Raw genomic sequence first — 25279 nt, 5'->3', positions numbered from 1 at the left:
CATGACTTGAGCTGCCATCCGGCAGCCGGGATGCGCCACCCTTCGCTGATCGAGGAAACCGGGCCCAGGCATGAAGCTCTACGACTGTTTTGTCTTCCATAACGAATTCGACCTTCTGGAAATCCGTCTTCGGGAGATGGGGAACCATGTCGACAAGTTTGTCCTGGTGGAAGCGAACCAGACGCAACGCGGTGGTCCCAAGCCGTTCTACTTTGCGGAAAATCGCGAACGGTTTGCGCCCTGGGCCGACAAGATCATCGATCTTCAGGTCGAGTTTCCCGATGAATTGCCTCCGGCGCTCGGCGTCTACAAGAACCGCCGGAAGGCGGACTGGGAACGCGAGAACTATCAGCGCAATTGCATTGCACGGGGACTGGAAGCCTGTACGCCGGACGACGTCATCCTTCTGTCGGATGTCGACGAGATCGTGCGGGCGGAAGTTCTGAAGAAGGTGCTGGACGAGAAACTCTACAAGGGGCGGCTGCTGGTGTTCGAACAGAGCCTGCATAAACACCATCTGGACCGGATCGTTCCCGGCAAGACCTGGCTGCTGGGGTCGCGGATGATTGAAAAGAAATACCTGACCACGCCGCAGCAACTGCGCCGAACAAAGGCCCGGATGACGAAAAAGCCCTACGTGCCGGGTTTTGTCACCCAGCCGCTTCTCAGGATCCGAAACAACAACCTGTCGGGCATCAGCCGCCCGGTGAAAATCCTGCCCGATGCAGGCTGGCATTTTTCCTCCATGGGCGGCGTGGAAGCCTTCCGGACCAAACTGGCATCTGTCGTCCATGGCCAGACGGTCGATACCAGCGATATCGAAAGGCTCTACGCGAAAGAGCTTGTCGGCACCGAGATCATCCCGCGCGAAGGTCTGCCGGGCTGTGTGCGCGAGGGGCGCTTCGATCACATGCTGGATCAAGGTGCTGTGCCTGCGGAAAGCTGACGAGTTCCGCCGAATTCGGTCATTGGTAATCGGAAACCTGATCCGTTCGGGAGGGCACGCTCGATGATCGCAGCCATGTGACTATTCCGATCGAGCTTCTACACGATGCGGGCTGGATGCTTCCTCGCCCAAGGAGACGGCGTCGTCTTCTTCTGGGCAATATTCACATGTAGCCGATTTGGAGCCTGACCTGGAGAAGGTATCCATGAACCTTCCGCCGCTTTAGCGACTGACGGCACCGATAGGAGCGGTCACGGGAACAGTTTCAGCGGCGGACAGTTGCCGCGAGGATACTTCCAGAGAGTGCGGTCGAGGCTGCGGCCGGTGTTGTGTCGTGTGCTGCCGATCCGCGATATGAGAGCAAAATATTCTCCCTCTTTCTGCATTTTTGCTCTTTCTTCTCCTGCAATCGCTTCCACATTCCGGCACTAAGGCCACTCACTCATCATGCCGGAAAGGAATTGATATGAGCTGGTTCAAAGCGATTGCCGCGGCCGCAGTGCTGCAGGTACTTACCCTTTCTTCCTCGCAGGCGGGTGACAACCTCGATGCGATCAAATCGGCAGGTGTCCTGAAGATCGGCACCGAAGGCACCTACGCGCCTTTCACCTTCCACGACGGGGAAGGCAAGCTGGTCGGTTTCGATGTCGAAATCGGCGAGGCCGTTGCCGAAAAACTTGGCGTCAAGGCCGAGTTCATCGAAGGCAAATGGGACGGACTGATCGCCGGCCTGGACGTCAAGCGCTACGACGTGGTCATCAATCAGGTCGGCATCACCGACGCCCGCAAGCAGAAATACGATTTCTCCGACCCCTACATCGCCTCCAAGGCAGTGCTGATCGTTCGCGACAGCAATGACGACATTAACGGCTTCGAAGACCTCGTCGGCAAAAAGGCGGCTCAGTCCTTGACCAGCAATTTCGGCAAGCTGGCGGAAGAAGCCGGAGCGGAACTGGTCGGCACCGACGGGTTCGACCAGTCCATCCAGCTGGTGCTGACACGCCGCGCCGATGCGACCATCAACGACAGCCTGTCCTATCTGGACTTCAAGAAGCAGAAACCGGATGCGCCGGTGAAGGTTGTCGCCGAGAAAGCAAATGCCGACTATTCCGGCATTCTGGTGCGCAAGGGTGATCCGGAACTGGTTGCCGCCCTGAATTCGGCGCTGGCCGACATCAAGGCGGATGGTACCTACCAGGCAATTTCCGACAAGTACTTTGGTCAGGACGTGTCCAACTGACATGATGAAGGCCGGTCCATGCAGATCTAGACCGGCCCTTCTCACCTAAACGAAAAGCGCCGGGCGTTCGCGCCGGGCGCGTTTTTTTGGAGCTTTATCGTGCCTCACTGGCTTCAGTTGATGATCGATTCCCTGCCGACGCTTCTGTGGGCGGGGGTCAAGTTTACCATTCCACTCACGCTGTTGTCCTTCGCACTGGGGCTCAGTCTTGGTCTGACCACGGCTGTCACACGCCTGTTCGCGCCGCTGCCGCTGGTGCTGGTCGCGCGCTTTTATGTCTGGGTCTTCCGGGGAACGCCGCTGCTGGTACAGCTCTTCGTGATCTTTTACGGCCTGCCCAGTATCGGTATCTTGCTGGATGCGTTTCCTGCGGCCCTGATCGGCTTTACGCTCAATGTCGGTGCCTATTCGTCGGAGATCATCCGGGCTGCCATTTCCTCCGTGCCGAAGGGACAGTGGGAAGCCGCGTTTTCCACCGGGATGACATGGCGCCAGGCGATGATGCGCACGATCCTTCCGCAAGCCGGGCGCGTGGCGGTGCCGCCGCTGTCGAACACTTTCATTTCGCTGGTCAAGGATACGTCTCTGGCCGCTGCCATCACGGTGCCGGAGTTGTTCCAGTCGGCGCAGCGCATCGTTGCCACCACATATGAACCGCTGATCCTCTACATAGAGGCTGCCCTGATCTATCTTGCCATGAGTTCCGTGCTTGCCTGGCTGCAGGAGCGGCTGGAAGTCCGGTTTGCGCGATATGGCGGCATGCTGGAGACCTCAAGATGATCGAGCTTTCCAATATCAAGAAAAAGTTCGGTGAGGCGCTTATCCTCGACGATATCTCGCTGCGTTTTCCCGAAGGCAGCGTAACGGCGCTTGTCGGCCCGTCGGGCGGCGGCAAGAGCACTTTGCTGCGCTGTATCAATCTGCTGGAGATACCGACCTCCGGCAGCGTTCAGGTCGGTGAACACACGATCACGTTCAAGCCGGGCGTTTCAGTGCCGCAGGCATCGGTTCAGAAGATCCGCTGCGAGACGGGCATGGTGTTCCAGAACTTTCAGCTCTTTCCGCACAGGACAGTGATCGAGAATGTGATGGAAGGCCTGCTGGTGGTTCAGAAATGGCCCCGTGAAAAGGCCCGGCAGCGGGCATTGGATCTGCTCGACAAGGTCGGCATGTCGCACAAGACCGACGCCTGGCCGGCCAATCTTTCCGGCGGTCAGCAGCAGCGTGTTGCGATTGCCCGTGCTCTTGCACCTTCGCCCAAGGTGCTTCTGTGCGACGAGCCGACTTCCGCGCTTGATCCGGAACTGGCCGGTGAGGTGGTCGACGTACTCGGTCAGCTTGCCCGGGAAGGGACCACCATGGTGATGGCGACGCACGACCTGCGACTGGCATCGCAGATCGCAAATCATGTCGTCTTTCTGGAGGCCGGGCAGGTGGTGGAAACCGGAGACGCGGACGCGATCTTCCGTCATCCCGAGCGCGAGCGCACCCGCCGGTTTGTTTCCTCCATCAACGCCGCACAGACGCTCTAGGTCAGCGCACCCGCATTGCTCAGATGCGGGAGGTGGTGCAATTCGGCGTGTCACGCGAGGGCTGGGCTATTGCCCTTGCCCGGGCTCAAGACCGCGTAAGGCAGCTCACCTGACCTGAGGTGGCTCGTTCCAAATGTGCTGACGGCCCCGCTCAGCGGATGCGAGGTGGTGCGCAGGTCGGCTCTCGTTTTTCTCCTGCGGGCGTAATTTCGACGAATACGGACCAATCAGTGTCGTATTTGTTTTGATCTCTTGCATGGCGCTTCGATTTCATATAAAGATATCTTTATATCGACATTGATGGCGAAGCGCATGACCGAAGAACAGACCCTGTCCGTTGACGATACCCTGGCCGCCCTGAGGGCTGTCGGCGAGGCGACGCGCCTGAGGCTGATTGCGCTTCTGGCGGAAAGCGAGTTGACGGTGAAGGATGCCACGGCGATCCTCGGACAGAGCCAGCCGCGCATCTCCCGTCATCTGAAGCTGCTTGCCGAAGCGGATCTCATTCAGCGGTTCCCGGAAGGGGCCTGGGTCTACTACCGGTTGGCGGATGGTCCTGAAGGCCAGCTTGCACGCGATCTTGTTGCCCGCATTTCCTTGGAAGACCCGGTGCTCGCGGCGGACCAGGAACGGTTCCGGGCGATCCGCAAGGCCAAGGCGGACGAGGCGGCTGCATATTTTGCAGCCCGCGCGCTCACCTGGGACCGGGAGCGTTCGCTGCATGTTTCCGAAGACGATGTCGAGAAGGCAATGCGCAAGGCACTGGGCGACAAGCCGTTCCAGTCGTTCCTCGACCTTGGCACCGGCACCGGCCGGTTGCTGGAAGTGTTTGCAGACCAGTATGCGACGGCACTTGGTGTCGATGCCTCGCATGACATGCTTGCCGTTGCCCGCGCGAACCTCGCCAAGGCCGGGCTTTCTAACGCCCAGGTACGCCACGGCGATGTTTACGCACTGAATGTGCCGCCGCGGTCCTTCGATGTCGTGGCGATCCACCAGGTGCTGCACTTTCTGGAGGAACCGGCAAGGGCGCTCAACGAGGCTGCCCGTGCGCTGCGTCCCGGCGGCCGCCTGTTGATCATCGATTTTGCTCCGCATCAGCTGGAGTTCCTGCGCGAAAAACACGCGCATCGTCGCCTGGGCTTTGCCCATGACCAGATGGAGCGCTGGCTTGAAGCGCTCGAACTGGACCTGGAACAGGTCACCGATCTTGTTCCGGGAGACGGCAACGACACCAACCTTACCGTAACCCTTTGGCTTGCGCGTGACCGCCGAATTGTCACCGACCTGCCTGCCCGAGACACGTCCCGAGAGGTCGCCTAACATGACAACCTGTTCCAACCGCCGGTCTCACCAGGCCGCACCTTCGCCAATCACGGCTTCGTTCGAATTTTTCCCGCCGAAGTCCGACAAGATGGCGGAGACGCTGTGGCAGACGGTTCAGCGACTGGCGCCGCTCAGCCCGTCCTTTGTTTCCGTGACCTATGGTGCCGGCGGTTCCACCCGCGAGCGTACGCATCGCACTGTCGAGCGGATCCTGAAGGAAACCGACCTTGCACCGGCGGCACACCTGACCTGTGTCGGTGCGGCACGCAGCGAAATCGATGCGATCGTCAAGGACTACTGGGATCTGGGCGTGCGTCATCTGGTGGCGCTGCGCGGTGACCCGCTCGACGGCATCGGCTCGCGTTACGTGCCGCATCCGGAGGGCTATGCCTATGCGACCGACCTGGTTGAAGGCGTCAAGAAGATCGCCAATTTCGATATTTCCGTCTCCGGCTATCCGGAAAGGCATCCGGAAAGCGGCAATTGGCAGAAAGAGATCGACAATCTGAAGCGCAAGGTCGACGCCGGTGCGGACCGGATCATTACCCAGTACTTCTTCGACAATGACCTGTTCGATGATTACCTGGACCGGATTGCGGCCGCCGGCATCAATATTCCGGTGATCCCGGGCATTCTGCCGATCCACAATTTCGAACAGACGATGGTGTTCTCCGCCAAGTGCGGCACCTCCATTCCGCAGTGGCTGGCTCGGCGTTTTGCCGGCCTGACCAACGATCCGGAAACCCGGAAGCTGGTTGGCGTTTCGGTTGCCTGCGAACAGGTGATGGACCTGGTCGACCGCGGCATCAACGACTTCCATTTCTACACCATGAACCGGGCCGACCTGACCTTTGCCATCTGCCACATGCTTGGCATGGGGCAGCCGGAAACCAAGGAAACCCTGGCGGCCTGAGGGAGGCGAGGCGGCCGGGCCGGGCGCAGAAACGAGCCAGTTGTTTTGGATTTAGAGCGGATGCCCCCTCTTGGCCCCTTACCCTTACCTGGGTGGGGCAGGGTTGGGGGTATCGGCGCAGCCGGGACACGCTGCTGTCTTTCAGGACAGGAACGGCCGGAAACCAAGCGGGAAGCGGAGCGAGATGATCAAGTTAAGCACTGCCGATGCCATTGAATCGACCGCCTATGCGGTGTTGCGCGAGAAGGGCTTCGAGCTTCATGTCGTCGACATGGGCGCGGACAACAATCGTCTGATCGTCGCCACCGACAAGGACCACGAGTTCCGCGGGCATTCGGCCCTCGAAATTCTCGGGCTTCTGGCCGTTTATGAGGCGCGCGGCGAAGACTGGCACCCGACCGAAGACGACGTTCACAGCCGCACCAAGTTCTGGGACGCCTCCTACAACGATACCGACCGGGACAGCTGACACGCTGTCCGGTTGCACAGTTAAATCACGCCGGCTTCCGCCGGCCAAACCAACAGAAATTTCCGGAAGGAAACCCCGTGATCAAGTCAGACGCCTTCGAGCGCCTCCGTGACCTCGCCAAGACCCGTATTCTCGTCCTTGACGGTGCCATGGGCACGGAAATCCAGCTTCTGAAACTGGATGAAGCGGCCTACCGCGGTGACCGCTTCAAGGACTGGCCGAGCGACATCAAGGGCAACAACGATCTGCTGAGCCTGACCCAGCCGGACGCGATCCGGAAGATCCATGTCGATTACCTGGAAGCCGGTGCCGACATCGTCGAGACCAACACCTTTTCCTCCACGACGATCGCCCAGGCCGACTACGGCATGGAAGAGCTGGCCTATGAGCTGAACTTCGAAAGCGCGAAACTCGCGCGTGAAGCCTGCGACAAGGTCATGGCACAGGATCCGTCCAGGCCGCGTTTCGTCGCCGGGGCGCTTGGCCCGACCAACCGGACAGCGTCGATCTCGCCGGATGTGAACAATCCGGGCTACCGTGCTGTTTCCTTTGATGATCTGCGCATTGCCTATGCCGAAGCTACCCGAGGTCTCATAGCGGGTGGTGCCGATATCATCCTGGTGGAGACCATCTTCGACACGCTGAACGCCAAGGCGGCGCTGTTTGCCATTGACGAGGTCTTCGAAGAAACCGGCAAGATCCTGCCGGTGATGATTTCCGGTACGATCACCGATCTTTCGGGCCGGACACTTTCCGGACAGACACCGGAAGCCTTCTGGAACTCCGTCCGTCACACCAGCCCGCTGACCATCGGTCTCAACTGCGCACTTGGCGCCAAGGAAATGCGTGCACATGTGGACGAGCTCGGCCGCGTCGCCGACACGCTTGTGTGCGCCTATCCGAACGCCGGCCTGCCGAACGAATTCGGTGAATATGACGAGAGCCCGGAACATATGGCCGGCCTGATCGAGGAATTCGCCTCGGCGGGTCTCGTCAACGTTGTCGGCGGCTGCTGTGGTACAACGCCTGCGCATATCAAGGCGATTGCGGACGCCGTTGCGGACAAGAAACCGCGCGAGATCCCGGACATCGACATTCACATGCGTCTGTCGGGCCTGGAGCCGTTCGTGGTGACGAAGGAGACCAACTTCGTCAACGTGGGCGAACGGACCAACGTGACCGGCTCGGCCAGGTTCCGCAAGCTGATCAAGGAAGGGGACTACCCAACCGCGCTCGAAGTTGCCCGTCAGCAGGTCGAAAACGGCGCGCAGATCATCGACATCAACATGGACGAAGGCCTGCTCGATTCCGAGGAAGCCATGGTCACCTTCCTGAACCTGGTGGCCGCCGAGCCGGACATCGCCAAGGTTCCGGTCATGATCGACAGTTCCAAGTGGACGGTCATCGAAGCGGGCCTCAAATGCATCCAGGGCAAGGGCGTCGTGAACTCCATCTCGATGAAGGAAGGCGAAGAGGAGTTCATCAAGCACGCGACGCTGGTGCGCCGCTACGGTGCTGCCGTTGTGGTGATGGCGTTTGATGAAAGCGGACAGGCCGACACCTTCGAGCGCAAGACAGAGATCTGCGCGCGCTCCTACAAGATCCTGACCGAAAAGGTCGGCTTCCCGCCGGAAGACATCATTTTCGACCCGAACATCTTTGCCGTCGCCACAGGCATCGAGGAACACAACAACTATGGCGTCGACTTCATCGAGGCGACCGGCTGGATCCGCGAGAACCTGCCGCACGCCCATGTGTCAGGCGGCGTATCGAATCTGTCGTTCTCGTTCCGCGGCAACGAAGCCGTGCGCGAGGCGATGCATTCGGTGTTCCTCTATCATGCCATCAAGCGCGGCATGGATATGGGCATCGTGAATGCCGGTCAGCTTGCGGTCTATAATGATCTTGATCGCGAGCTGCGCGAGCTTTGCGAGGACGTTGTCCTCAATCGGCGGCAGGACAGCACCGACCGGTTGCTGGAAGCGGCCGAGCGCTGGAAAGGCGAGGGCGGCAAGAAAAAGGAAGCCGATCTCACCTGGCGTACCTGGGGTGTTGCCAAGCGCCTGGAACACGCGCTCGTTCACGGCATTGCCGATTACGTGGAAGAAGACACCGAAGAAGCCCGCCAGGCCTTCGACCGGCCGCTGCACGTGATCGAAGGCCCGCTGATGGACGGTATGAACGTCGTCGGCGATCTCTTCGGATCCGGGCAGATGTTCCTGCCGCAGGTGGTCAAGTCTGCCCGCGTCATGAAGAAGGCGGTCGCCTATCTGATGCCGTTCATGGAGAAGGAAAAGGAAGAGCTTGGCCAGACGGGTCATTCTTCCGCCGGCAAGATCCTGATGGCGACGGTCAAGGGCGATGTGCATGACATCGGCAAGAACATTGTCGGCGTCGTGCTCCAGTGCAACAACTTCGAGGTGATCGATCTCGGCGTCATGGTGCCGGCAGCGAAGATCCTCGATACCGCGCGTCAGGAAAAGGTCGACATGATCGGGCTGTCCGGCCTGATCACACCGTCGCTGGACGAAATGTGCCACGTTGCCGCCGAGCTGGAACGTGAAGGGCTTGATGTGCCGCTGCTGATCGGCGGGGCGACCACGTCCAAGATCCATACAGCGGTGAAGATCCACCCGAACTATGCCCGCGGCCAGGCAATCTATGTCACCGATGCGGGCCGGGCTGTCGGTGTTGCCTCCAAGCTGATGAGCGAAGGTGGCCGCGCGCCTTACTATGCCGATGTGCGTGCCGAATATGCCGATATTGCCGAAAAGCATGCAGCCGGCAGGGGCTCTCAGCAGCGCACGTCGCTGAAAGCCGCGCGGGACAATGCCTTCAAGGCCGACTTTAAGGGCAAACAGCCGGTTGCGCCGAAGAAGCCAGGCACGACTGTCTATGACGATTTCCCGCTGGAGGAACTGGTTCCGTTCATCGACTGGACGCCGTTCTTCTCCACCTGGGAGATCAAGGGCCGTTATCCGGCGGTACTGACCGACAATCGCTACGGCCCGGCGGCCAAGGCGCTTTTCGACGATGCGCGGCGGATGCTCGATGAAATCGTTGAAAAGAAGCTGCTGACGGCACGTGGTGTTGCAAGCCTGTGGCCGGCCAATGCGGTTGGTGACGATGTGCGTGTCTTCACCGATGAAAGCCGGAGCGAAACGCTGGCGACCTTCCACACGCTGCGCCAGCAGATGAGCCGGACTGCAGGTGGCCGCGCCAATATCGCCCTCAGCGATTTCGTTGCGCCCGAGGCCAGCGGCATTGCCGACTGGATTGGCGGATTTGCCGTTACCTCGGGTCATGGCGAGGACGAGCTGGCGGCGCGTTACGCCAGGGAGTCGGACGACTACAACAAGATCCTCTCCCAGGCCCTGGCAGACCGGCTGGCGGAAGCCTTTGCCGAGAAGCTGCACCAGATCGTACGCAAGGACATTTGGGGCTACGCCGCCGCCGAAGACCTGTCCATCGACGATATCATCTCGGAAAAATATCAGGGCATTCGTCCGGCACCGGGCTACCCGGCCCAGCCGGACCATACGGAAAAGGATACCCTGTTCCGGCTGCTCGATGCGGAACGCCTGACAGGCATCCAGCTGACAGAGAGCAGGGCCATGTTGCCGGGGTCGTCCGTTTCCGGGCTCTATTTCGGTCATGCCGACAGCCATTATTTCGGTGTCGGCAAGATCGAGAAGGACCAGGTGGAGGACTACGCCGCACGCAAAGGTTGGGATCTGGCCTACGCGGAACGCTGGCTGGCTCCGATTCTCAACTACGATCCGGCCCGGATGGTCGCTGCCGAGTAGCGGCAGCACCACCAAAACCGACTGGAAACAGATGGCCTCCCGCGTGTTGCACGCGGGAGGCCATTTATTTTCTCCAATGAATTAAATGACGTAAGGAAAATAACACAAATTTTTGAGAATATGCACAGTGTGCACTCTTGTAATGTGCACGCAGTGCGCTAACATATGCTCTATCAGGTGAGTGCCGATAAAGGTTCTGCGCACACCAAAGGAGAAAAAAACATGACTGTGCAAATCGCTAGAATTTTGCTGGTTCAGCATCGCCAGGATTACAACCGGGACCGCCTTGCGTGGTTGCCGGCGCGGCTTTATCGCTCCTGGCGTGAAGCCCTTCCGAAGGTTCAGGAGACCATCCGGTCTCTTTGAGCTGGGCCCACCCCGAAATTGGCCCCAAGAAACAAGAACAAGATCACTGGGCGCCTCGTTTGCCCCTGGCGTCTGCCCACTTCCTTACAAAGCCCGGCTTCGGCCGGGTTTTTTGTTATCTGTGGATGAGCAGAAAGGAGCAGGGGTGTTGCTCAGGGTACCGGAAACAGTTTCTTCAGTTCCGCTTCACCTTTCGGCGAAATATGAACGATGCGTCCCGCCGGTTCGCGGCGCAGCCAGCCGCTTTCGGTGAAACGCGTCAGAAGAGCGGCCCCCAGACCTCCCGCCAGATGATTGCGCCTTTCGCTCCAGTCCAGGCAGGCACGGCACATCGGGCGACGGCTTGCTGTGAGGGCACCCAGGTCAATGCCGATGCCTGAGACGAAACCTTCACCATCTGCGGTCAGGGCGAGGCCGCCCTTGTCCGTCGAGACGGCAAGGAACCCGCGCTTCTGCAGGCTGTCGAAAATACGCACCGCCATATCGCCGGCCAAATGGTCATAACACACACGGGCGGCCCGCATCTGCGGGTCTCTGGGGCCGGTGCGTGTGCGCAGGTGACCCTTGCGGGCGGCAAGGCCCATCACGGCTTCCAGCACGGCTCCGACTTCCGGGCCCGCGAGCGTGAAATAGCGATGCCGGCCCTGCTTGGCCTGGGTCAGCAAGCCGCCTTCCATCAGTTTCTTCAGGTGCGAACTGGCGGTCTGGCCGGTGATGCCGGCTTCGGTTGCCAGTTCCGTCGCCGTCAGGGCCTTGCCGCTTAACAGCGCGCTCAGAATGTTGGCGCGGGCCGGGTCACCCATCAAGGCGCCGATGCGGGCAATGTCCGGTCCATCCTTCATGGGATCTCCTCCATGGTTCGATCTGTGTCGAAGCATTGCAGACATGGACCGTGGCACACAAGTGCAATCGACACAGCCTTGAAGGAGACCTTGGTGATTACCTGTTTCATCCGCTATCACATCGACCCGACGAAGAAAGCCGCCTTTGAGCAATACGCGCGAAACTGGGGGCAGGCGATCCCGCGTTGCGGTGCGGATCTCATCGGCTATTTTGCACCCCACGAAGGCTCGACGACGCTGGCGTACGGTGTTTATTCCATTGAGAACCTTGCGGCATATGAAGCCTACCGGGCGCGGCTTGCCGCGGACCCGTTGGGGCAGGAGAACTATGCTTTTGCCATGAAGGAAAAATTCATCTTGCGGGAAGACCGCACGTTTCTGAAACTGGCGTCCGCACCGCATGGCATGGGAGAGAAACTCAAATGATTGCCGTCATCTTCGAAGTGATCCCGCATGCGGACAAGAAACAGGCCTATCTCGACATGGCTGCCGAGATGAAGCCTCTGGTCGAACAGATCGACGGCTTCCTGTCCGTCGAGCGATTCCAGAGCCTCACCAATCCGGAGAAATTGCTGTCGGTCTCCTTCTTTCGCGACGAAGCCGCGCTGAATGAATGGCGGCAGCTCACGCAGCATCGCAAGGCGCAGCGTGCTGGACGGAACAGCTATTTCAAGGATTACCGGTTGCGGGTGGCGCAGGTGCTGCGCGACTATGGCATGGACGAGCGCGACGAGGCTCCCGCCGACAGCCGCGACGTGAACGGTTAAGCCGGCAGCCATGCAAAACAGATCCATCGAACTGGCGCTTTTGGGCGTGCTCGCCCTGCTCTGGGGCTCGTCCTACATGTGGATCAGCCTGGCGCTGCCTTCCTTTCCTCCTGCGACGCTGATTGCCATCCGTGTGTCTCTTGCTGCGCTGGCGCTGCTGGCCATCATGGCTGCAAGGGGCATTCGCATGCCGCTGGACAGGCAAAACTGGAAGCAGTTCTTCATCCAGTCCCTGGTCAACAGCACAGGACCCTGGCTGATGCTGGCCTGGGGCCAGCAATATGCCGGTACGGCCGTCTCCAGCGTTCTGAATTCAACCTCGCCGCTCTGGGTCTTCGCCTTTTCGTTCCTGCTGCTGAACCATGGCGAAAGGCCAGGTGCACGGCAACTCACCGGCGCCTTGTTCGGCTTTGCCGGTATCGTGCTGATCGTCGGTGTCGGTGCGCTTGAGGATATCGGCAGGAATCTTGTGCCGCAGCTTGTCGTCCTGTTCGGGGCTGCGCTCTATGGCATCGCGGCCCTGCGCGGCCGTGTCTTTGCAGGCCTGCCGCCCATTGTGCCGGCTGCGGGAACGCTCATCTGCGCATCGGTTGTGCTGGTCCCTGCCAGCCTCATCGTCGACCGGCCCTGGCAGTTGACGCCGGATACGACCGGCATCGTTGCCGCGCTGACGCTCTCGCTCGCGTGCACCGCGCTGGCATTTCTGATCTATTTCCGTCTGCTGTCGACCCTTGGGGCAATGGGGACGGCCAGTCAGGCTTATCTGCGCTCAGGCGTAGGTGTCTTTCTCGGTGTCGTGTTCCTGTCGGAGACGCTGGATCTGGAGACCTTTGCCGGAATTTGCCTTGCCATTTTCGGTGTTGTTCTGATCAACTGGCCACGTGCGGTGAAGCGTCAAGACGTTTCGGCTCCAGTAACTGCCGCCAAGTAAGAGGGCATTCGGCCGGCAGGAAACTGGGCGGCCCAATCCGTGCGCATGGTGGCAGAGACTTGCGAGGAGGTGTCCATGAGTGTCCTGACCGTATTCGAGGCCGGTTCCAGGCCATCGCGACGTGCAAATCCGGATTATTTCACTGGAACGGTCTGGCAGGACCCGGTGATCGAGGCGCCCGCGCCAGCGCGCGTGCGTGCATTGCGGGTGACGTTCGAACCGGGAGCACGTACTCACTGGCATACCCATCCGCTTGGGCAGACCCTTCAGATACTGGAAGGGGCAGGTTTTGTGCATCTGTGGGGGCAGGAGAAACTGTCGATACTACCAGGTGATGTCATCTGGATCCCACCTGGCGTCAAACATTGGCATGGCGCCGGACCGAACACCTCACTTGTCCATCTGGCCATACAGGAAGAACAGGACGGTGCGACGGCGGAGTGGCTCGAACCGGTCGACGAGGCCACTTACGCCGGTGGCCTTCAGGCGCGGCGTTGAGCGTCCGGTGCCGAAGTTGCCTCGTCTCCTCTTGGCGAATGCCTTGCGTTCATCCGCGGCACGGGGTGCCGGAGCATATTGTGCTTGCCGGCAGACTCTGGTCAAAAGGACCCATCCATTCATGAAGTGATTGCCCGATGAACATAGCCATTGTCGGGGCCGGGATCGGAGGACTGGCCACAGCCATTCTCCTGGAGCGTCTGGGCCACCGGATTTCCCTGTTTGAACAATTCCGCAAACCGGTTCCCATCGGTTCGGGCTTGATGATCCAGCCTGTCGGGCTTGAAGTCCTGGAGCTGGCTGGTGTCGCGGATGTGGTGCAGAAGCACGCAACACCGATCAAGCGTGTGCTTGGCAGGTCATCGCAAACCGGGAGGCGGGTTCTTGACGTGGACTATGGCGCAGTCCCGGGGCTTGGTATCCACCGGGCCGCGCTGTTTTCCGCGCTTTATGAAAAGGTGCTGACCCGTGCGCTTTACTGGCACACGGATTGCCGGATCACCGGTCACCAGGACGGGAAACTGCGTTTCGCCGATGGCAGCTTTTCCGAGGCCTTCGACCTGATCATCGATGCGTCGGGCGCAAATTCGGTTCTGTCGCCGCTGAAAGCACGCGCACTGTCGTTCGGTGCGATCTGGGGAACTGTCGACTGGGTTTCCGGCGGTCTGCCCGAGGATCATCTGTCCCAGCGCTATCGCGGTGCAGACCACATGATTGGTGTGTTGCCTGTCGGCCTAATGCCGGGACAGGACCGGCGGAAGGCTGCGTTCTTCTGGTCACTTCGCCAGGACGCTTATGAAGACTGGCTCAGGGGCGGGCTGGCAGCCTGGAAAGACACGGCGCTGTCGATCTGGCCCGATGCCGGACCCTTTCTGGAGCAGATCACGGATCCGGAGCAAATGACCATGGCGCGCTACAGCCATGGCACCTTGCGCCAGCCCTGGGGTGACAGGATTGCCTTTGTCGGTGATGCCGCCCATCGGGCGAGCCCGCAGCTCGGGCAGGGCGCGAACATGGCTCTGCTGGACGCTGCCGCCCTGGCAAAATCTGTGGAGACCCTGCCGCTTGACCAGGCTCTACCTGCCTACGGCAAGGCCAGACGTTGGCATGTGGGTGTCTATCAGGCGTTCAGCGCGATGTTCACGCCGGCCTATCAAAGTGACAGCAGGTTGCTGCCCTTTTTGCGCGACAATGTGCTGTTTCCTGTCAGCCGGATCCCGCCCGTTCCATCGGTGCTGTCGCATCTGATCTCTGGAACGCTTGTGCCACGCGGTATTTGATCCAGTCTATTTGCCCGCCCCGAGCGGCAATCTGACGTCGGCCTGAAGACCGCCTTCCGGACGGTTCTTCAACTCGATCCGGCCGCCATGTGCATGGATGATCGAACGGGTGATCGCCAATCCCAGACCGATGCCGCCCGTTTCTTCGCTGCGGGATTCTTCAAGCCTGACAAAGGGTTCGAAGACGTCCTTCAACTTTTCCTCGGGAATGCCGGGACCCTTGTCGGTGATGCGGATGATGGCTTCGCCGGCGGATCTGGCCGCGTGGACCGAGACGCCGTCTCCGTAGCGGATCCCGTTCTCTATCAGGTTCCTCAAGGCCCGTTTCAAGGCCACTGGACGGCAAGGAAGCACGATGCGTTCTTCCGTTTCAACGGTGCATTTGTGGCCAAGGTCCTGCTGGTCGCCTGCAAGTGCCTCCAGGATCGCACCAAGATCGGCGTTTTCCGCTGTTTCCGCCTGGGCGTCGTCCCTGGCGAAACGCAGCGCGGCTTCCGTCATTGCGGCCATTTCTTCCAGAGTTTCGATCATCTTGTCGCGGTTTTCCTCGTCCTCGATGAACTCGGCCCGCAGGCGCAATGAAGTGATCGGGGTTCTGAGATCGTGACTGATGGCGGCCAGCATCCGTGTGCGGTCCCTGACAAACCGTGTCAGGCGGTCCTGCATGTCGTTGAAGGCGTTCGTCAGCGAGCGGACTTCGCTCGGCCCGCTGGGTGTCAGTGGCTTCTGTTGTTCACCGCGGCCGAACTTCTCGGCAGCCACGGACAGTTCCTTCAAGGGCCGGGTCACGCGGCGGACGGCAAAACCGATAATGAGCACCATCAGCAAGGCGGTAATCGACAGCTGCACGACCAGAGGCAGAAAATCGCCGGCTGGCGGGCGATAGCTGGTGGCGACATTCAGCCAGCGCCCGTCACTCATCTGGATAGACAGCGACAGGTCTTCCGGCTTGTTCATGATCTTGCGCAGTTTCGAAGGGCGTTCGTGCCGCGGCTCGTCGCGCCACTTCGGATGATCGTCGTCGTCTGCCTCGCGGCCACGCGGTCCACGTTTTTCGTCGGCAAGAATGTTGAGATGCACAGTCTGGCCGTGTTCCAGCCTTTCGGCCATGTAGCCCTGCAGGCGTTTTTCGAAACGCGAGTTGCCGGGCGCCGGTGCCAGCGGCTTGTCGCCAAGCCAGAACACTGCGAACCGGCTGCTGCTGGCCACAAGGATCCTGTCCTGCAGGTTTGCAGGTGTATCTTCCATCAGCTCCGCCAGGGAAACAGCGCGCGACAGAAGGTTGTCACGGGCCGCCGCCACGAGCGCGATGCGCCGCTCGTCCTGGAAGATCCAGATGCTGAAGGCCTGTGCCGCGACGATGGCTGCGAGCAGCAGAATGATCAGCTGCGAGGCGAGGGTGCTCGGCCAGAGACGGGACAGGATCGGGGGGGGCGTCGGACGTGTCGTCATTCGGCCGTGTCTCTCACTTCCGCGGTGAACATGTAGCCGCCGCCCCAGACGGTCTTGATGAGTTTGGGGTCTTTCGGATCGATCTCGATCTTGCGGCGCAGACGGGAGACCTGGTTGTCGATGGACCTGTCGAAGACAGCGGGCGTCCGGCCGGTTGTCAGGTCCATCAGCTGGTCGCGGTTCAGCACCATTTTCGGACGTTTCAGGAAGGCACACAGCAACTGGAATTCACCGCTGGAAAGGGCCACCGAAGTCCCTTCCGGGTCCAGAAGCTCTCGACGCGAGACATTCAGCGACCAGCCGTCGAAATGAAGCCTGTCGTGCTCGATCGGATCGCGTTCCTTCGGCACAAGCGATGTACGGCGCAGAACCGCGCGAATGCGCGCGAGCAGTTCGCGGGGGTTGAAGGGCTTAGTAACATAATCGTCGGCACCGATTTCCAGACCGATCACCCGGTCTGTGTCGTCTGCCATCGCGGTCAGCAGGATCACGGGCATGGAGCCGGTTTCCACCAGATGACGGCACAGGGACAGTCCGTCCTCGCCCGGCATCATGATATCCAGCACGACAAGATCGATGGACGCTGCCTTTAGGGTCTTGCGCGCCTGTGCGGCATTTTCCGCCACGGTTGCGCGCAGTCCGTTCTTGACGAGGTAGCGCGCAAGGGTTTCGCGGATGTCGCGGTGATCGTCCACCACCAGGATATGCGGGCTCGGATCGCTCAAGTGTCTCTCCAATCTGGCCTGCCGGGAATGGTCTCAAACCGGCCGGGCGCTGTGATCCTACTGTTTCTAAGGTAAAAATAGTCTCCGGAACGCGCTTGCGCGACCGGAACTTGTAACAAAGTGTGTCGCAGTGCCCATCCGGGACAGATGGCGACACTTCGGGCCCATTCGGACGGTATTCCTGCGACAATTGCTGCCTACCTTCAGCTCATCAACGAACCAAGGAGTTGTTGGAATGAAACCGTTCAAGAAGATTGCAATTGCCGCCCTGGCTGCGAGCGTCGCGGGTACCGCGCTGACGGCCGGCCTGTCCGCTTCCGCCCAGAACGCGACTGCAAACCAGGACGGGGGGCAACAAATTCAGCAGACCGACGGACAGCGTGTCGCGCTTATGGATGGGCGCGGTGGTCCGGGATACGGCTTCGGCCGGGGTCATGGCATGCGCGGTGGCAAGGAACGCGCCGAGCGGCTGTTCGAACGTTTCGATGTCAATGAAGACGGTGTCATCACCAAGGCTGAAATCGAGGAAGTCCGGACGCAGGAGTTCACATCGGCCGATGCAGATGGCAACGGCGAGATCAGTCTGGAGGAATTCAAGGCCGAATTTCTCACCCGCTCCAATGACCGCATGGTCAGGGCATTTCAGTTCCTCGACCGTGACGGCGATGGCACTGTAACCCAGGAAGAAGCGGATTTTCTCGCCAACCGCATGTTCAACATGCTGGATCGTGACGGCAACGGAACCGTTGAACGTGTTCGCGGTCCGCGTGGCCCTATGGCCGACGATGACGACGATGATCGTGGCCCGCGTGGCGAAAGAGCAGAGCGTGGAGAGCGCGGAGAGCGCGCCGAGCGCGGCGGCCGTGGTGAGCACGGCTGGCGCGGTGGACCGCAAATGAGACAGGGCGGACACCACATGGGTCGTGGTGGTCACGGCGGCCCGGGAGGCATGTTCCTGGGCATGTTCGACACCGATGCGGACGGCAAGGTGAGCCGCGAGGAATTCGATGCAAGGCGCGGTGAATTGTTTGCTCTGGCCGACACCGACGGCAACGGCTCGTTCACGCTTCAGGATTTCGGTCCGCTGTGGCTTTCGATCAACGAGAACCGGGTGGTCGACATGTTCCAGCGTGCCGATGCCGACGGCAGCCTCGGGATTACCGCGGAAGAACAGGGCAAACACCAGGACCGCATGCTGGAGCGCGCCGACCGCAACAACGACGGCGTGATCACCAAGGCGGACTTCAAGGGTGGCCGGAAAGGTGGCCATGGTCCGGACAAGGGCCACGGCTGGAAGAAAGGTCACGGCCATGGTGATGGCGAAGGTCGTGGTCAGGGTCAAGGTCAGGGATGGGGTAAACACCACCGCGGCTGATCTGGCGCAGAACACCTGAAAAACTCCGGCCGATCACACCGGCCGGAGCCGTTTCCCACCCCCGGCGGCCCCACCCCGCGCACGGGAAACGGATAAGGGAGCCGTCCCTCGCGGCTCCCTTTTTTTGTCGGTTCGGTTTTAGGGTAACTTCAAGAAATTTCGGCAATAGTCGTTCCGGTTTTCAAGGGGGACAGCATGGCCAAACCGACGTTGAATGAATTCGTGACTGCCAGAATAGCAGCGGGACATCTCAGTGAGGATGATGTCATCAACGTACGCCGCTACGTTTACGGCGACATGGCTGTGTCCGTTGAAGAAGGCGAGGCTCTTTTTCGGCTGAACAATGCCGACATCACCTATCACGACACCTGGTACGAACTCTTTCCCGAAGCCATCCTCGATATCCTGGTGCACCAGGCAAAACCCGAGGGTTATGTATCCGAGGACAAGGCTGCCTGGCTGGTCACCCAGATCATGGCGGATGGTCATATCTGCGGTAAAACCGAGCTGGACGCCGTGCTGCATGTGCTGGAAAAAGCCCGCGAAGCACCGGAAAGTCTCGAACAGTTTGCACTGCGGGCTGTGGCGGACAGCGTGATTTCGGGGAAAGGTCCGACGCGCTCGGGCCTGGACCTCAAGCCTGGCGTCATTGCCGAGGCTGAAGTGGAGCTGCTGCGCCGGGTGCTCTATGCCGGTGCCGGCAGTCGCGGCGTTGCCATTTCGAAGGCTGAAGCCGAGGTACTGTTCGATCTCAACGACGCGACAATAGAGGCGGAAAATGCTCCCGGCTGGTCGGAGCTCTTTGCCAAGGCGGTCGCCAATTACATGATGGCGATGTCCGGTTTCACGCCACCCTCCCGCAAGATTGCCCTCGAGCGTGAAAACTGGCTGGAACAGCCCGGCGGATTTGAAGGTGGGCTCGGCGGTTTTTTCAAGAAGATGTTCAGCGGTGGTGTCGGCGGCATTCGTGACGCCTATGGCGACACGCCTGACCCGTTCACCGCCCGCGGAAACGAGATGCTTGCGGAGATTGCCGCCAATGAGGTGGTGACGGAAGACGAAGCCACCTGGCTGGTGGAGCGCATTGGCCGCGACGGTATCCTGCATGAAAACGAGAAGGCCCTGCTGCGGTTCATCCGGGAAGAAAGCCCGAACATTCATCCCTTGCTCCGGCCGTTGCTGGAGAAAGTTTGACCGGGTACCAGGCCGGCCAACGTTTTTTTGTTCCATCCCGGCTTCTTGGCACGTCGTCAATATTGCAAGGATGCCGCGGTCCGGTTACCTGAAGGTTGTCGAAAAAGGCGTGACCGGTTGGGCCTTTCGCCCGGGTAAGCCCCGGTCCCTTCACACGTGAAGGCTTTGTTCGGCCAGGCGGCATAAACGCCGTCCGGCAAGAACCCCCGACTGTGGCGGCGGAGATGCCGTCCCTTCGCGTTTGCGAAGTCGAGGGAGCATGTCATGACGATCCCATTTGAAACGCAGGGTTCCACGCGCCCGATCGGGTACTGGATCCGCTCTGCCGATAAATGTCTTACCAAGGCGATCGAGGCCATCCAGTCTGACCTGGGGCTTGAGCGAGCCGACTGGCAGGTGCTCAATACGCTTGCCGAAAGTGCAGCAGGAATGCCGTTTGGCCGGCTAAGACAGACCTTTGATCCCATGCTGGAGGTAAGGGACCTGCACAAGGTTCTGATCAGTCTTGCAGACCGGCGGCTTCTTCGGTCCGAGGAAGATTTCTGGCGGCTTACGGACAAGGGCAGGGACGTCCACAGAAGCGCGATGGAACGCCAAACCGCCTTGCGGAGAAAGGCGATGCAGGGAATCTCCGAGGCTGATTACAGCCTTGTGGTGAATGTTCTGGCCAGGCTCGTCAGCAATTGCCACAGGCCAGAAGACACTTGAAAGGAGACGCGAACCTCTGCAAGTTGCCGTCGCCAATGGCCAAACGGCCAGCCGAACCAGATGGAGCCGGACATGACGCAAGAGACTTTTTCACTCAAGGGGACATGCCGTTGTGGCCACACGAGCTTCGAGGTTTCCGCGCCGCCGCTGATCACCTGTGCCTGCCATTGCAGAGGGTGCCAGCAAATGAGTTCCAGCGCCTATTCCCTGACTGCGATCATGCCGGCGCCCGCGTTCAAGGTGACCGGAGGTACGCCGGTCAAAGGGGGATTGCAGGGACCTGAGGCGGATCATTACTTCTGCCCGGACTGCAAGACCTGGATGTTCACGCGTATTCCCGGGTACGACGAAATCGTCAATGTCCGCTCGGTCCTGCTCGACGACCTCCACTGGACAGAACCTTTCATGGAAACAATGACTGCCAGCAAGTTGCCTTGGGCGGAAACGCCTGCCAGGCACCGTTATGAAGGCTTTCCGCCGCCGGAAGACTTCATGAAGCTGATGGGCGAATTCGCCGCCCACCAGCTGGCAACCAGATAGCAGGTCGGCCAGGTCAGATTTCCTCGGCAACGTCGATCCGGTTGCCGTCCGGATCGGCGAAGACGAAGGCTCTGAGGCCGTAGTCCTTGTTCTGGAGGCGCTTGACGATGCGCAAACCATGGTGCTCGCAGGCCCGGCAGGCGGCGTCCGCGTCGGACACTATGATGTGGGCCTGATTGAATGGCGGAGCCCGGTAACCTTTCTGGAGTGTCAGGTGCAATTCGGCATCGTCCTTCTTCAGGATCAGAAAGCCAACCGGACTGCCGTTTTCGAACACTTTTTCCAGGCAGAAGATTTCCCGGTAGAGTGTACGGGAACGTTCAATATCGCTGACGCCCAGTGTTGCGGCGATGCGGCCGAGCCGCAGCTGCGAGGAAGTGTCGGTGGTCATGGCTTACCCTTCTGTTTTCAATGACGGACAGCAAGGCAACCGGTCGGTGCCGGTGAGAACCCGCTTATCCGCAATCTCAGGGCGGTGCCTGTGGGGGAACGGCTTCCGTTCAAGCGGAAGCCGAACGGTTTTCTAGTCGAGGCCGTAAATGCCGGCAATGTCGTGAAGCATCAGCTTTGCAGCCAGAATGCCACCGGCGGTGTTCCAGATCGCATCGCTGACCTGGTGCACCTTGCCCGCCTTGACGGCGGACAGGGACTGCCACAATGGATCGGCAAGCACTTCTTCTTCCAGAGACGTGCCTTTGCCATCGCCAGAGTCATATGTGAAATAGAAGATCCGGTCGCCGTCCATATCCGGAATGCTCTCCTTGCCGGTGCGGATGGCAAATTCTTCCACATTCTGGTTCGCCGGCCGGTGAAAGCCGATGTCTTTCAAAAGTACACCGGAGAAACTGTCGAGCTGATAGATGCGGATCTGGCCGGGCACGAAACGGATCACGGAAACTTCCTCGTTGAGGTGGTCACCAAGTTTCTCGCGAAGGTCTGCGACTGAAGCATCGTAATCGGAGATGGCTGCATCCGCTTCCTGCTCCTTGCCGAGTGCTTCGGCATAGAGGCGGAAGTTGATTTTCCAGTCACCACGAAGCTCCTTGGACATGACGGTCGGGGCGATTGCGGTCAGCTGCGGATAGATTTCCTCGTGCCGCTGCTTGTTTGCCAGGATCAGATCGGGCTCCAGAGCCGCGATCAGTTCCAGGTTCACCGCGCTTTCCTTGCCGACAGGTTCTGCTCCGTCCATGGCATCGGAAATATGGTCCCACCAGGGATCGCCATTCCAGGAATTGGCCGCGCCCACCGGCGTCGCTCCCAGTGCCAGCAGCGCTTCCGTGCCTTCATTGGTAAGGACGACAATCCGTTTCGGGGCGTCCGGAACCGTGACGGTTCCCATGCTGTCGGTGACATCGCGAGCAATCGCAGGGGCTGATGCCAGCATTGCAAACAGCGGCAGGGCGCACAGCAGGCGTGACCAGATCTTCATTAGAACGACTCCAAAAAGTTGAATATTTGCCTCCAGTATTAAACCCGTGTATGGACGGGCCGTTGATTTGTCAATCGGAGGGGAGAGGGCGCATGAGGCGGCCGGCGATTGCATTGTGTCTGGCGCTGTGCGCGGCTGTCATTTTCAGCCTGCATGCCGGATTGACCTTCTATACGCCTCATACGGTCCTTTCCGCGCTCTTGGGGGGCGAGGGCGCAGATGCGCTGATCGTGACGACGTTGCGTCTTCCAAGAACCGCGATCGGCGTGGTTTGCGGGGCCTCCCTCGGCCTTTCCGGCCTGTTGATGCAATCGGTTACGCGCAATCCGCTGGCTGAACCGGGACTGCTCGGGGTCAATGCAGGCGGTGCGCTGTTCGTGACCTTCGGTGTGACGGTCTTCGGCGTGGCAAGCCTTGCCGGTATCGGCATGGCAGCAGTGATGGGCGCATTGGCGGCAACGGCCCTGGTTTTTTCGATTTCAGCGTCCACTGGCGGTGCAGGCAATCCGGCAACCACGTTGCTGGCCGGATTTACCGTCGCCGCCCTGCTGGCGTCCTTCACGCAGACCTTGCTGCTGATCGACGAAAGCGCTCTTGAGACACTGCTGTTCTGGCTGTCAGGCAGTTTTTCCGACAGGCCGATAGGGTTGTTGCAACTCGGGTTGCCGTTGCTTGCTATCGGGGTCGCAGGCAGCCTTCTTCTGGCAACACCGCTGGATGTGCTGCGCCTCGACGATGCCAGTGCCCGGTCAGTGGGTGTCAATGTTGGCGCAGTCCGATTGACGGCGCTCGGGCTTGCGGCCCTGCTTGCGGCGGGCGCGGTGGCGATGGCTGGGCCGGTGCTGTTTCTGGGGCTGGTTGCGCCGCATCTTGCCCGGCGCCTGACCGACGGCGCCCTGCCGTCGACACGGCAGTTGATCGTGCTTTCCCTTCTGACCGGTGCCCTGATCGCAGTCCTTGCCGATATTCTTGCGCGTATTGTCGTTGCGCCCGGTGAAGCGCCGATGAGTGCCGTTCTTGCGCTTGTCGGCGTGCCGATGCTGGTACATCTGCTTCACAGGCGGAAAGGGCTGGCAGCGTGATGGCAGGCGCATTTCCTCTTGTCAGGCTGCTGCCGGTCATGCTGCTCGTGTTTGCTTTGACGCTGGCAGCAACGGGCATCGGGTCCAGCTTCATGCCGCCGGAACGTGTTGTCGCGGCTCTGGCCGGGCAAGGCAGCCGCATGGATGAAGTAATCGTCTGGACCCTCCGCTTGCCCCGTGTTGCCCTTGCCATACTGGCCGGAGCGGCGCTTGCCCTTGCGGGTGCCTTGCTGCAGCGGGTCGTGCGCAATCCCATGGCGTCGCCCTCGGTTCTGGGCATTACCGACGGCGCGGCGGTTGGCGTCGTGCTGTTCTTGTGGCTGTTTTCCGATCAGGCGAACAATCTGACTGTCTCCATTCACTGGCAGCCTCTGGCCGCCATCGCCGGGGCGGCCGTCTTCGGTGCCCTGGTGATCGCATTGGCATCGCTCGATCGGGCAGGCAGCAAGCCGCTGAAGATCATCTTGTACGGTATTGCCTTGGCGGCACTCGCAAAGGCCGCGGTCACGCTGTTGATTATTCTCGGGCCTGTCTACAGGGCAAGTCAGGCACTGACCTGGCTGACGGGCTCGGTTGGTGCAGCCCACTGGCAGGACGTTCTGGCGGTCGGTCTCGGCCTTGTCGCAATCATCCCGGTGTTGTTGTGGCAACGGCTCACACTGCGGCAACTCGTACTTGATCCTCAAAGCGCTGCCGTGACCGGTCTGTCGCTGGACAAGGCCCAGTTCTGCCTGCTGGCAGTTGCCGTTTTCCTGACGGCCATCGCAACGGCCCATGTCGGTGCCATCGGTTTTGTCGGTCTGGTCGCGCCGCACGTCGCGCGGATCTTCCACGGTCAGTTCCGGTCCGGATATCTGGTTTCCGTGGCTCTGACCGGGAGCTTCCTGGTGCTGGCAGCCGACACGCTGGCCCGGATCATCGCGCCGCCGCTGGAATTGCCCGCAGGCGCGTTGACTGCGCTCGTCGGTGCGCCGCTGTTTCTCTATCTGCTTGTAAAAGGACGGCAATCCCATGCCTGACACTCTGGCCAGTCTCGATCGTGTCAGTGCCGCATATGACGGCGCCCTTGCGCTGAACGAGGTCTGTCTCGACCTGCCCGACGGCAGGATCATTGCCTTTTGCGGACCGAACGGCAGCGGCAAATCGACTGCCCTGAAAGTGATGCGCGGTCTGCACCGGCCGGATGCCGGCAATGTGGAAATCGCAGGCAGGGCGCTTGGCGACTGGTCCCAGAAGGATCTTGCGCGCCAGGTCGCCATGTTGTCCCAGTCGCCCGATGCACCGTCGGATCTTTCGGTTGAGGATCTGGTGCTGATGGGGCGGTTTGCGCATCGAAGCCGGTTCGGCGGGCCATCGGCAGCGGACAGGGCTGCCTGCGACCGTGCGCTTGAAATCACCGAAATGGCCGAGCTGAAATCCCGGGCTCTCGCCCAGCTTTCCGGCGGGCAGCTGCAACGTGCCTGGGTTGCCATGACACTGGCGCAGGATGCGCCCAGGATCTTCCTGGACGAGCCGACCAACCATCTGGATATTGCCCATGCGTTTGAGTTGCTGGACCTCGTCAAGCACCTGAGCCGCTCCGAGGACCGAAGCTTCGTCATTGTCCTGCATGATCTCAACATGGCCATGCGCTACGCCGATCACGTTGTGCTGTTCGAAAAGGGACGGATCGCCGCCAATGGGCCGACAACGGAAGTGCTGACGGAAGCGACCGTCTCTTCCGTATTTGGCATCGCCTGCAGGATTATGCCCCTGGACGGGTTGGAACGACCAGTCATCGTTTCCTGGGGCAAGGCCACCGGGGCGGGCGTTTCCGGCCTGTCGTCCGACAAAATGCGCAAAATCTGCACATAGG

General features: G+C 60.4%; 26 protein-coding genes. 21 read left to right on the top strand and 5 right to left on the bottom strand.

Going from position 1 to position 25279, the window contains the following annotated elements; genetic code table 11:
• The first annotated feature begins 70 nt into the window (after positions 1-70).
• The 9 genes from HCG46_RS01030 (at position 71) to HCG46_RS00990 (ending at position 10598) form a co-directional block, all read left to right on the top strand.
• Entirely contained in the window at positions 71-946 is an 876-nt protein-coding gene (locus tag HCG46_RS01030; RefSeq protein ID WP_168684156.1) for a hypothetical protein, read from the top strand.
• A 466-nt stretch (positions 947-1412) separates the two neighbouring features.
• The gene (locus tag HCG46_RS01025; protein ID WP_168684154.1) at positions 1413-2186 is read left to right on the top strand and encodes an amino acid ABC transporter substrate-binding protein; all 774 of its coding nucleotides are present in this window, start codon (positions 1413-1415) and stop codon (positions 2184-2186) included.
• 99 nt (positions 2187-2285) lie between these two features.
• Positions 2286-2966 (top strand): amino acid ABC transporter permease, encoded by a 681-nt coding sequence (locus tag HCG46_RS01020; RefSeq protein ID WP_031269252.1) that lies wholly within the window; start codon positions 2286-2288, stop codon positions 2964-2966.
• Positions 2963-3718, top strand: a complete 756-nt coding sequence (locus HCG46_RS01015) for an amino acid ABC transporter ATP-binding protein (RefSeq protein WP_168684152.1) — start codon at positions 2963-2965, stop codon at positions 3716-3718. The genes HCG46_RS01020 and HCG46_RS01015 overlap by 4 nt, the downstream gene beginning before the upstream one ends.
• A 312-nt stretch (positions 3719-4030) precedes the next feature.
• On the top strand, positions 4031-5041 hold the full coding sequence (locus HCG46_RS01010; protein WP_031269253.1) for a metalloregulator ArsR/SmtB family transcription factor: 1011 nt from the start codon (positions 4031-4033) through the stop codon (positions 5039-5041).
• Between the two features lies 1 nt (position 5042).
• Positions 5043-5957: a methylenetetrahydrofolate reductase [NAD(P)H] gene (gene metF / locus HCG46_RS01005; RefSeq protein ID WP_023000909.1), complete on the top strand. Its 915-nt coding sequence runs from the start codon at positions 5043-5045 to the stop codon at positions 5955-5957.
• Positions 5958-6141: 184 nt separating this feature from the next.
• On the top strand, positions 6142-6426 hold the full coding sequence (locus HCG46_RS01000; protein WP_077292563.1) for a hypothetical protein: 285 nt from the start codon (positions 6142-6144) through the stop codon (positions 6424-6426).
• Between the two features lie 77 nt (positions 6427-6503).
• The gene (metH, locus tag HCG46_RS00995) at positions 6504-10232 is read left to right on the top strand and encodes a methionine synthase (protein WP_168684150.1); all 3729 of its coding nucleotides are present in this window, start codon (positions 6504-6506) and stop codon (positions 10230-10232) included.
• A 222-nt stretch (positions 10233-10454) separates the two neighbouring features.
• The gene (locus tag HCG46_RS00990; protein WP_156912470.1) at positions 10455-10598 is read left to right on the top strand and encodes a hypothetical protein; all 144 of its coding nucleotides are present in this window, start codon (positions 10455-10457) and stop codon (positions 10596-10598) included.
• Between the two features lie 152 nt (positions 10599-10750).
• Here the strand turns inward: HCG46_RS00990 and HCG46_RS00985 are convergent, their stop codons facing one another.
• Positions 10751-11440, bottom strand: a complete 690-nt coding sequence (locus HCG46_RS00985; RefSeq protein ID WP_055655020.1) for a winged helix-turn-helix domain-containing protein — start codon at positions 11438-11440, stop codon at positions 10751-10753.
• A 93-nt stretch (positions 11441-11533) separates the two neighbouring features.
• Here HCG46_RS00985 and HCG46_RS00980 point away from each other — a divergent pair, with 93 nt between their 5' ends.
• From HCG46_RS00980 to HCG46_RS00960, 5 genes are all read left to right on the top strand, one after another.
• On the top strand, positions 11534-11866 hold the full coding sequence (locus HCG46_RS00980; protein ID WP_055656646.1) for an NIPSNAP family protein: 333 nt from the start codon (positions 11534-11536) through the stop codon (positions 11864-11866).
• Positions 11863-12207: an antibiotic biosynthesis monooxygenase gene (locus HCG46_RS00975; RefSeq protein ID WP_023000915.1), complete on the top strand. Its 345-nt coding sequence runs from the start codon at positions 11863-11865 to the stop codon at positions 12205-12207. The genes HCG46_RS00980 and HCG46_RS00975 overlap by 4 nt, the downstream gene beginning before the upstream one ends.
• Positions 12208-12217: 10 nt before the next feature.
• A complete protein-coding gene (locus HCG46_RS00970; RefSeq protein WP_168684142.1) occupies positions 12218-13138 on the top strand; it encodes an EamA family transporter in 921 nt (306 codons plus the stop codon).
• Between the two features lie 75 nt (positions 13139-13213).
• Positions 13214-13636 (top strand): cupin domain-containing protein, encoded by a 423-nt coding sequence (locus HCG46_RS00965; protein WP_023000917.1) that lies wholly within the window; start codon positions 13214-13216, stop codon positions 13634-13636.
• A 137-nt stretch (positions 13637-13773) separates the two neighbouring features.
• Positions 13774-14916, top strand: a complete 1143-nt coding sequence (locus tag HCG46_RS00960; protein ID WP_168684140.1) for an NAD(P)/FAD-dependent oxidoreductase — start codon at positions 13774-13776, stop codon at positions 14914-14916.
• A 6-nt stretch (positions 14917-14922) separates the two neighbouring features.
• Here HCG46_RS00960 and HCG46_RS00955 read toward each other — a convergent pair whose 3' ends face one another.
• Both HCG46_RS00955 and HCG46_RS00950 read right to left on the bottom strand, forming a co-directional pair.
• On the bottom strand, positions 14923-16368 hold the full coding sequence (locus HCG46_RS00955; RefSeq protein WP_168684138.1) for an ATP-binding protein: 1446 nt from the start codon (positions 16366-16368) through the stop codon (positions 14923-14925).
• Positions 16365-17093 carry a response regulator gene (locus HCG46_RS00950; RefSeq protein WP_023000920.1) on the bottom strand — a complete coding sequence of 243 codons (729 nt, stop codon included), beginning with the start codon at positions 17091-17093 and terminating at the stop codon, positions 16365-16367. Before HCG46_RS00950 ends, HCG46_RS00955 begins: the two co-directional genes overlap by 4 nt.
• 235 nt (positions 17094-17328) lie before the next feature.
• On the opposite strand from HCG46_RS00950, the gene HCG46_RS00945 reads away from it, so the two are divergent.
• The 4 genes from HCG46_RS00945 to HCG46_RS00930 all read left to right on the top strand — a co-directional run bounded on the left by HCG46_RS00945 (position 17329) and on the right by HCG46_RS00930 (position 20910).
• Positions 17329-18468, top strand: a complete 1140-nt coding sequence (locus HCG46_RS00945; RefSeq protein WP_168684136.1) for a calcium-binding protein — start codon at positions 17329-17331, stop codon at positions 18466-18468.
• Between the two features lie 195 nt (positions 18469-18663).
• Positions 18664-19662 (top strand): hypothetical protein, encoded by a 999-nt coding sequence (locus HCG46_RS00940; protein ID WP_168684134.1) that lies wholly within the window; start codon positions 18664-18666, stop codon positions 19660-19662.
• Between the two features lie 264 nt (positions 19663-19926).
• Entirely contained in the window at positions 19927-20370 is a 444-nt protein-coding gene (locus tag HCG46_RS00935; RefSeq protein WP_168684131.1) for a MarR family winged helix-turn-helix transcriptional regulator, read from the top strand.
• A gap of 72 nt (positions 20371-20442) precedes the next feature.
• The gene (locus HCG46_RS00930) at positions 20443-20910 is read left to right on the top strand and encodes a GFA family protein (protein ID WP_168684128.1); all 468 of its coding nucleotides are present in this window, start codon (positions 20443-20445) and stop codon (positions 20908-20910) included.
• A 13-nt stretch (positions 20911-20923) separates the two neighbouring features.
• Here HCG46_RS00930 and HCG46_RS00925 read toward each other — a convergent pair whose 3' ends face one another.
• Entirely contained in the window at positions 20924-21301 is a 378-nt protein-coding gene (locus HCG46_RS00925) for a VOC family protein (protein WP_168684127.1), read from the bottom strand.
• A 132-nt stretch (positions 21302-21433) separates the two neighbouring features.
• Positions 21434-22342, bottom strand: a complete 909-nt coding sequence (locus HCG46_RS00920) for an iron-siderophore ABC transporter substrate-binding protein (protein ID WP_168684125.1) — start codon at positions 22340-22342, stop codon at positions 21434-21436.
• A gap of 92 nt (positions 22343-22434) precedes the next feature.
• On the opposite strand from HCG46_RS00920, the gene HCG46_RS00915 reads away from it, so the two are divergent.
• From HCG46_RS00915 to HCG46_RS00905, 3 genes are read left to right on the top strand one after another with little or no spacing between them, the layout of a single operon-like run.
• Positions 22435-23424, top strand: coding sequence for an iron ABC transporter permease (locus tag HCG46_RS00915; RefSeq protein WP_168684122.1), 990 nt, complete (start codon positions 22435-22437; stop codon positions 23422-23424).
• On the top strand, positions 23424-24443 hold the full coding sequence (locus HCG46_RS00910; RefSeq protein WP_062488410.1) for an iron ABC transporter permease: 1020 nt from the start codon (positions 23424-23426) through the stop codon (positions 24441-24443). The genes HCG46_RS00915 and HCG46_RS00910 overlap by 1 nt, the downstream gene beginning before the upstream one ends.
• Positions 24436-25278 carry an ABC transporter ATP-binding protein gene (locus HCG46_RS00905; RefSeq protein ID WP_168684120.1) on the top strand — a complete coding sequence of 281 codons (843 nt, stop codon included), beginning with the start codon at positions 24436-24438 and terminating at the stop codon, positions 25276-25278. Before HCG46_RS00910 ends, HCG46_RS00905 begins: the two co-directional genes overlap by 8 nt.
• The last annotated feature ends 1 nt before the right edge of the window (position 25279 follow it).

Origin of the sequence: Labrenzia sp. PO1 (genome assembly GCF_012273635.1) — a bacterium.
Classification (GTDB): Bacteria; Pseudomonadota; Alphaproteobacteria; order Rhizobiales; family Stappiaceae; genus Roseibium; species Roseibium algicola.
The sequence above is the reverse complement of the archived record's forward strand: the minus strand, read 5'-3'. Positions and strand labels throughout refer to the sequence as shown.

What these genes read in the sequence shown, in the direction of transcription:
- HCG46_RS00915 (WP_168684122.1), top strand. Translation starts at nt 22,435, where the DNA reads ATGAGGCGGCCGGCGATTGCATTGTGTCTGGCGCTGTGCGCGGCTGTC.
- HCG46_RS00975 (WP_023000915.1), top strand. Translation starts at nt 11,863, where the DNA reads ATGATTGCCGTCATCTTCGAAGTGATCCCGCATGCGGACAAGAAACAG.
- HCG46_RS01025 (WP_168684154.1), top strand. Translation starts at nt 1,413, where the DNA reads ATGAGCTGGTTCAAAGCGATTGCCGCGGCCGCAGTGCTGCAGGTACTT.
- HCG46_RS00990 (WP_156912470.1), top strand. Translation starts at nt 10,455, where the DNA reads ATGACTGTGCAAATCGCTAGAATTTTGCTGGTTCAGCATCGCCAGGAT.
- HCG46_RS00930 (WP_168684128.1), top strand. Translation starts at nt 20,443, where the DNA reads ATGACGCAAGAGACTTTTTCACTCAAGGGGACATGCCGTTGTGGCCAC.
- HCG46_RS00985 (WP_055655020.1), bottom strand. Translation starts at nt 11,440, where the DNA reads ATGAAGGATGGACCGGACATTGCCCGCATCGGCGCCTTGATGGGTGAC.
- HCG46_RS00960 (WP_168684140.1), top strand. Translation starts at nt 13,774, where the DNA reads ATGAACATAGCCATTGTCGGGGCCGGGATCGGAGGACTGGCCACAGCC.
- HCG46_RS00945 (WP_168684136.1), top strand. Translation starts at nt 17,329, where the DNA reads ATGAAACCGTTCAAGAAGATTGCAATTGCCGCCCTGGCTGCGAGCGTC.
- HCG46_RS00940 (WP_168684134.1), top strand. Translation starts at nt 18,664, where the DNA reads ATGGCCAAACCGACGTTGAATGAATTCGTGACTGCCAGAATAGCAGCG.
- HCG46_RS01010 (WP_031269253.1), top strand. Translation starts at nt 4,031, where the DNA reads ATGACCGAAGAACAGACCCTGTCCGTTGACGATACCCTGGCCGCCCTG.
- HCG46_RS00935 (WP_168684131.1), top strand. Translation starts at nt 19,927, where the DNA reads ATGACGATCCCATTTGAAACGCAGGGTTCCACGCGCCCGATCGGGTAC.
- HCG46_RS00970 (WP_168684142.1), top strand. Translation starts at nt 12,218, where the DNA reads ATGCAAAACAGATCCATCGAACTGGCGCTTTTGGGCGTGCTCGCCCTG.
- HCG46_RS01000 (WP_077292563.1), top strand. Translation starts at nt 6,142, where the DNA reads ATGATCAAGTTAAGCACTGCCGATGCCATTGAATCGACCGCCTATGCG.
- HCG46_RS00920 (WP_168684125.1), bottom strand. Translation starts at nt 22,342, where the DNA reads ATGAAGATCTGGTCACGCCTGCTGTGCGCCCTGCCGCTGTTTGCAATG.
- HCG46_RS01015 (WP_168684152.1), top strand. Translation starts at nt 2,963, where the DNA reads ATGATCGAGCTTTCCAATATCAAGAAAAAGTTCGGTGAGGCGCTTATC.
- HCG46_RS00905 (WP_168684120.1), top strand. Translation starts at nt 24,436, where the DNA reads ATGCCTGACACTCTGGCCAGTCTCGATCGTGTCAGTGCCGCATATGAC.
- metF (WP_023000909.1), top strand. Translation starts at nt 5,043, where the DNA reads ATGACAACCTGTTCCAACCGCCGGTCTCACCAGGCCGCACCTTCGCCA.
- HCG46_RS01030 (WP_168684156.1), top strand. Translation starts at nt 71, where the DNA reads ATGAAGCTCTACGACTGTTTTGTCTTCCATAACGAATTCGACCTTCTG.
- HCG46_RS00910 (WP_062488410.1), top strand. Translation starts at nt 23,424, where the DNA reads ATGGCAGGCGCATTTCCTCTTGTCAGGCTGCTGCCGGTCATGCTGCTC.
- HCG46_RS00925 (WP_168684127.1), bottom strand. Translation starts at nt 21,301, where the DNA reads ATGACCACCGACACTTCCTCGCAGCTGCGGCTCGGCCGCATCGCCGCA.
- HCG46_RS00965 (WP_023000917.1), top strand. Translation starts at nt 13,214, where the DNA reads ATGAGTGTCCTGACCGTATTCGAGGCCGGTTCCAGGCCATCGCGACGT.
- HCG46_RS00955 (WP_168684138.1), bottom strand. Translation starts at nt 16,368, where the DNA reads ATGACGACACGTCCGACGCCCCCCCCGATCCTGTCCCGTCTCTGGCCG.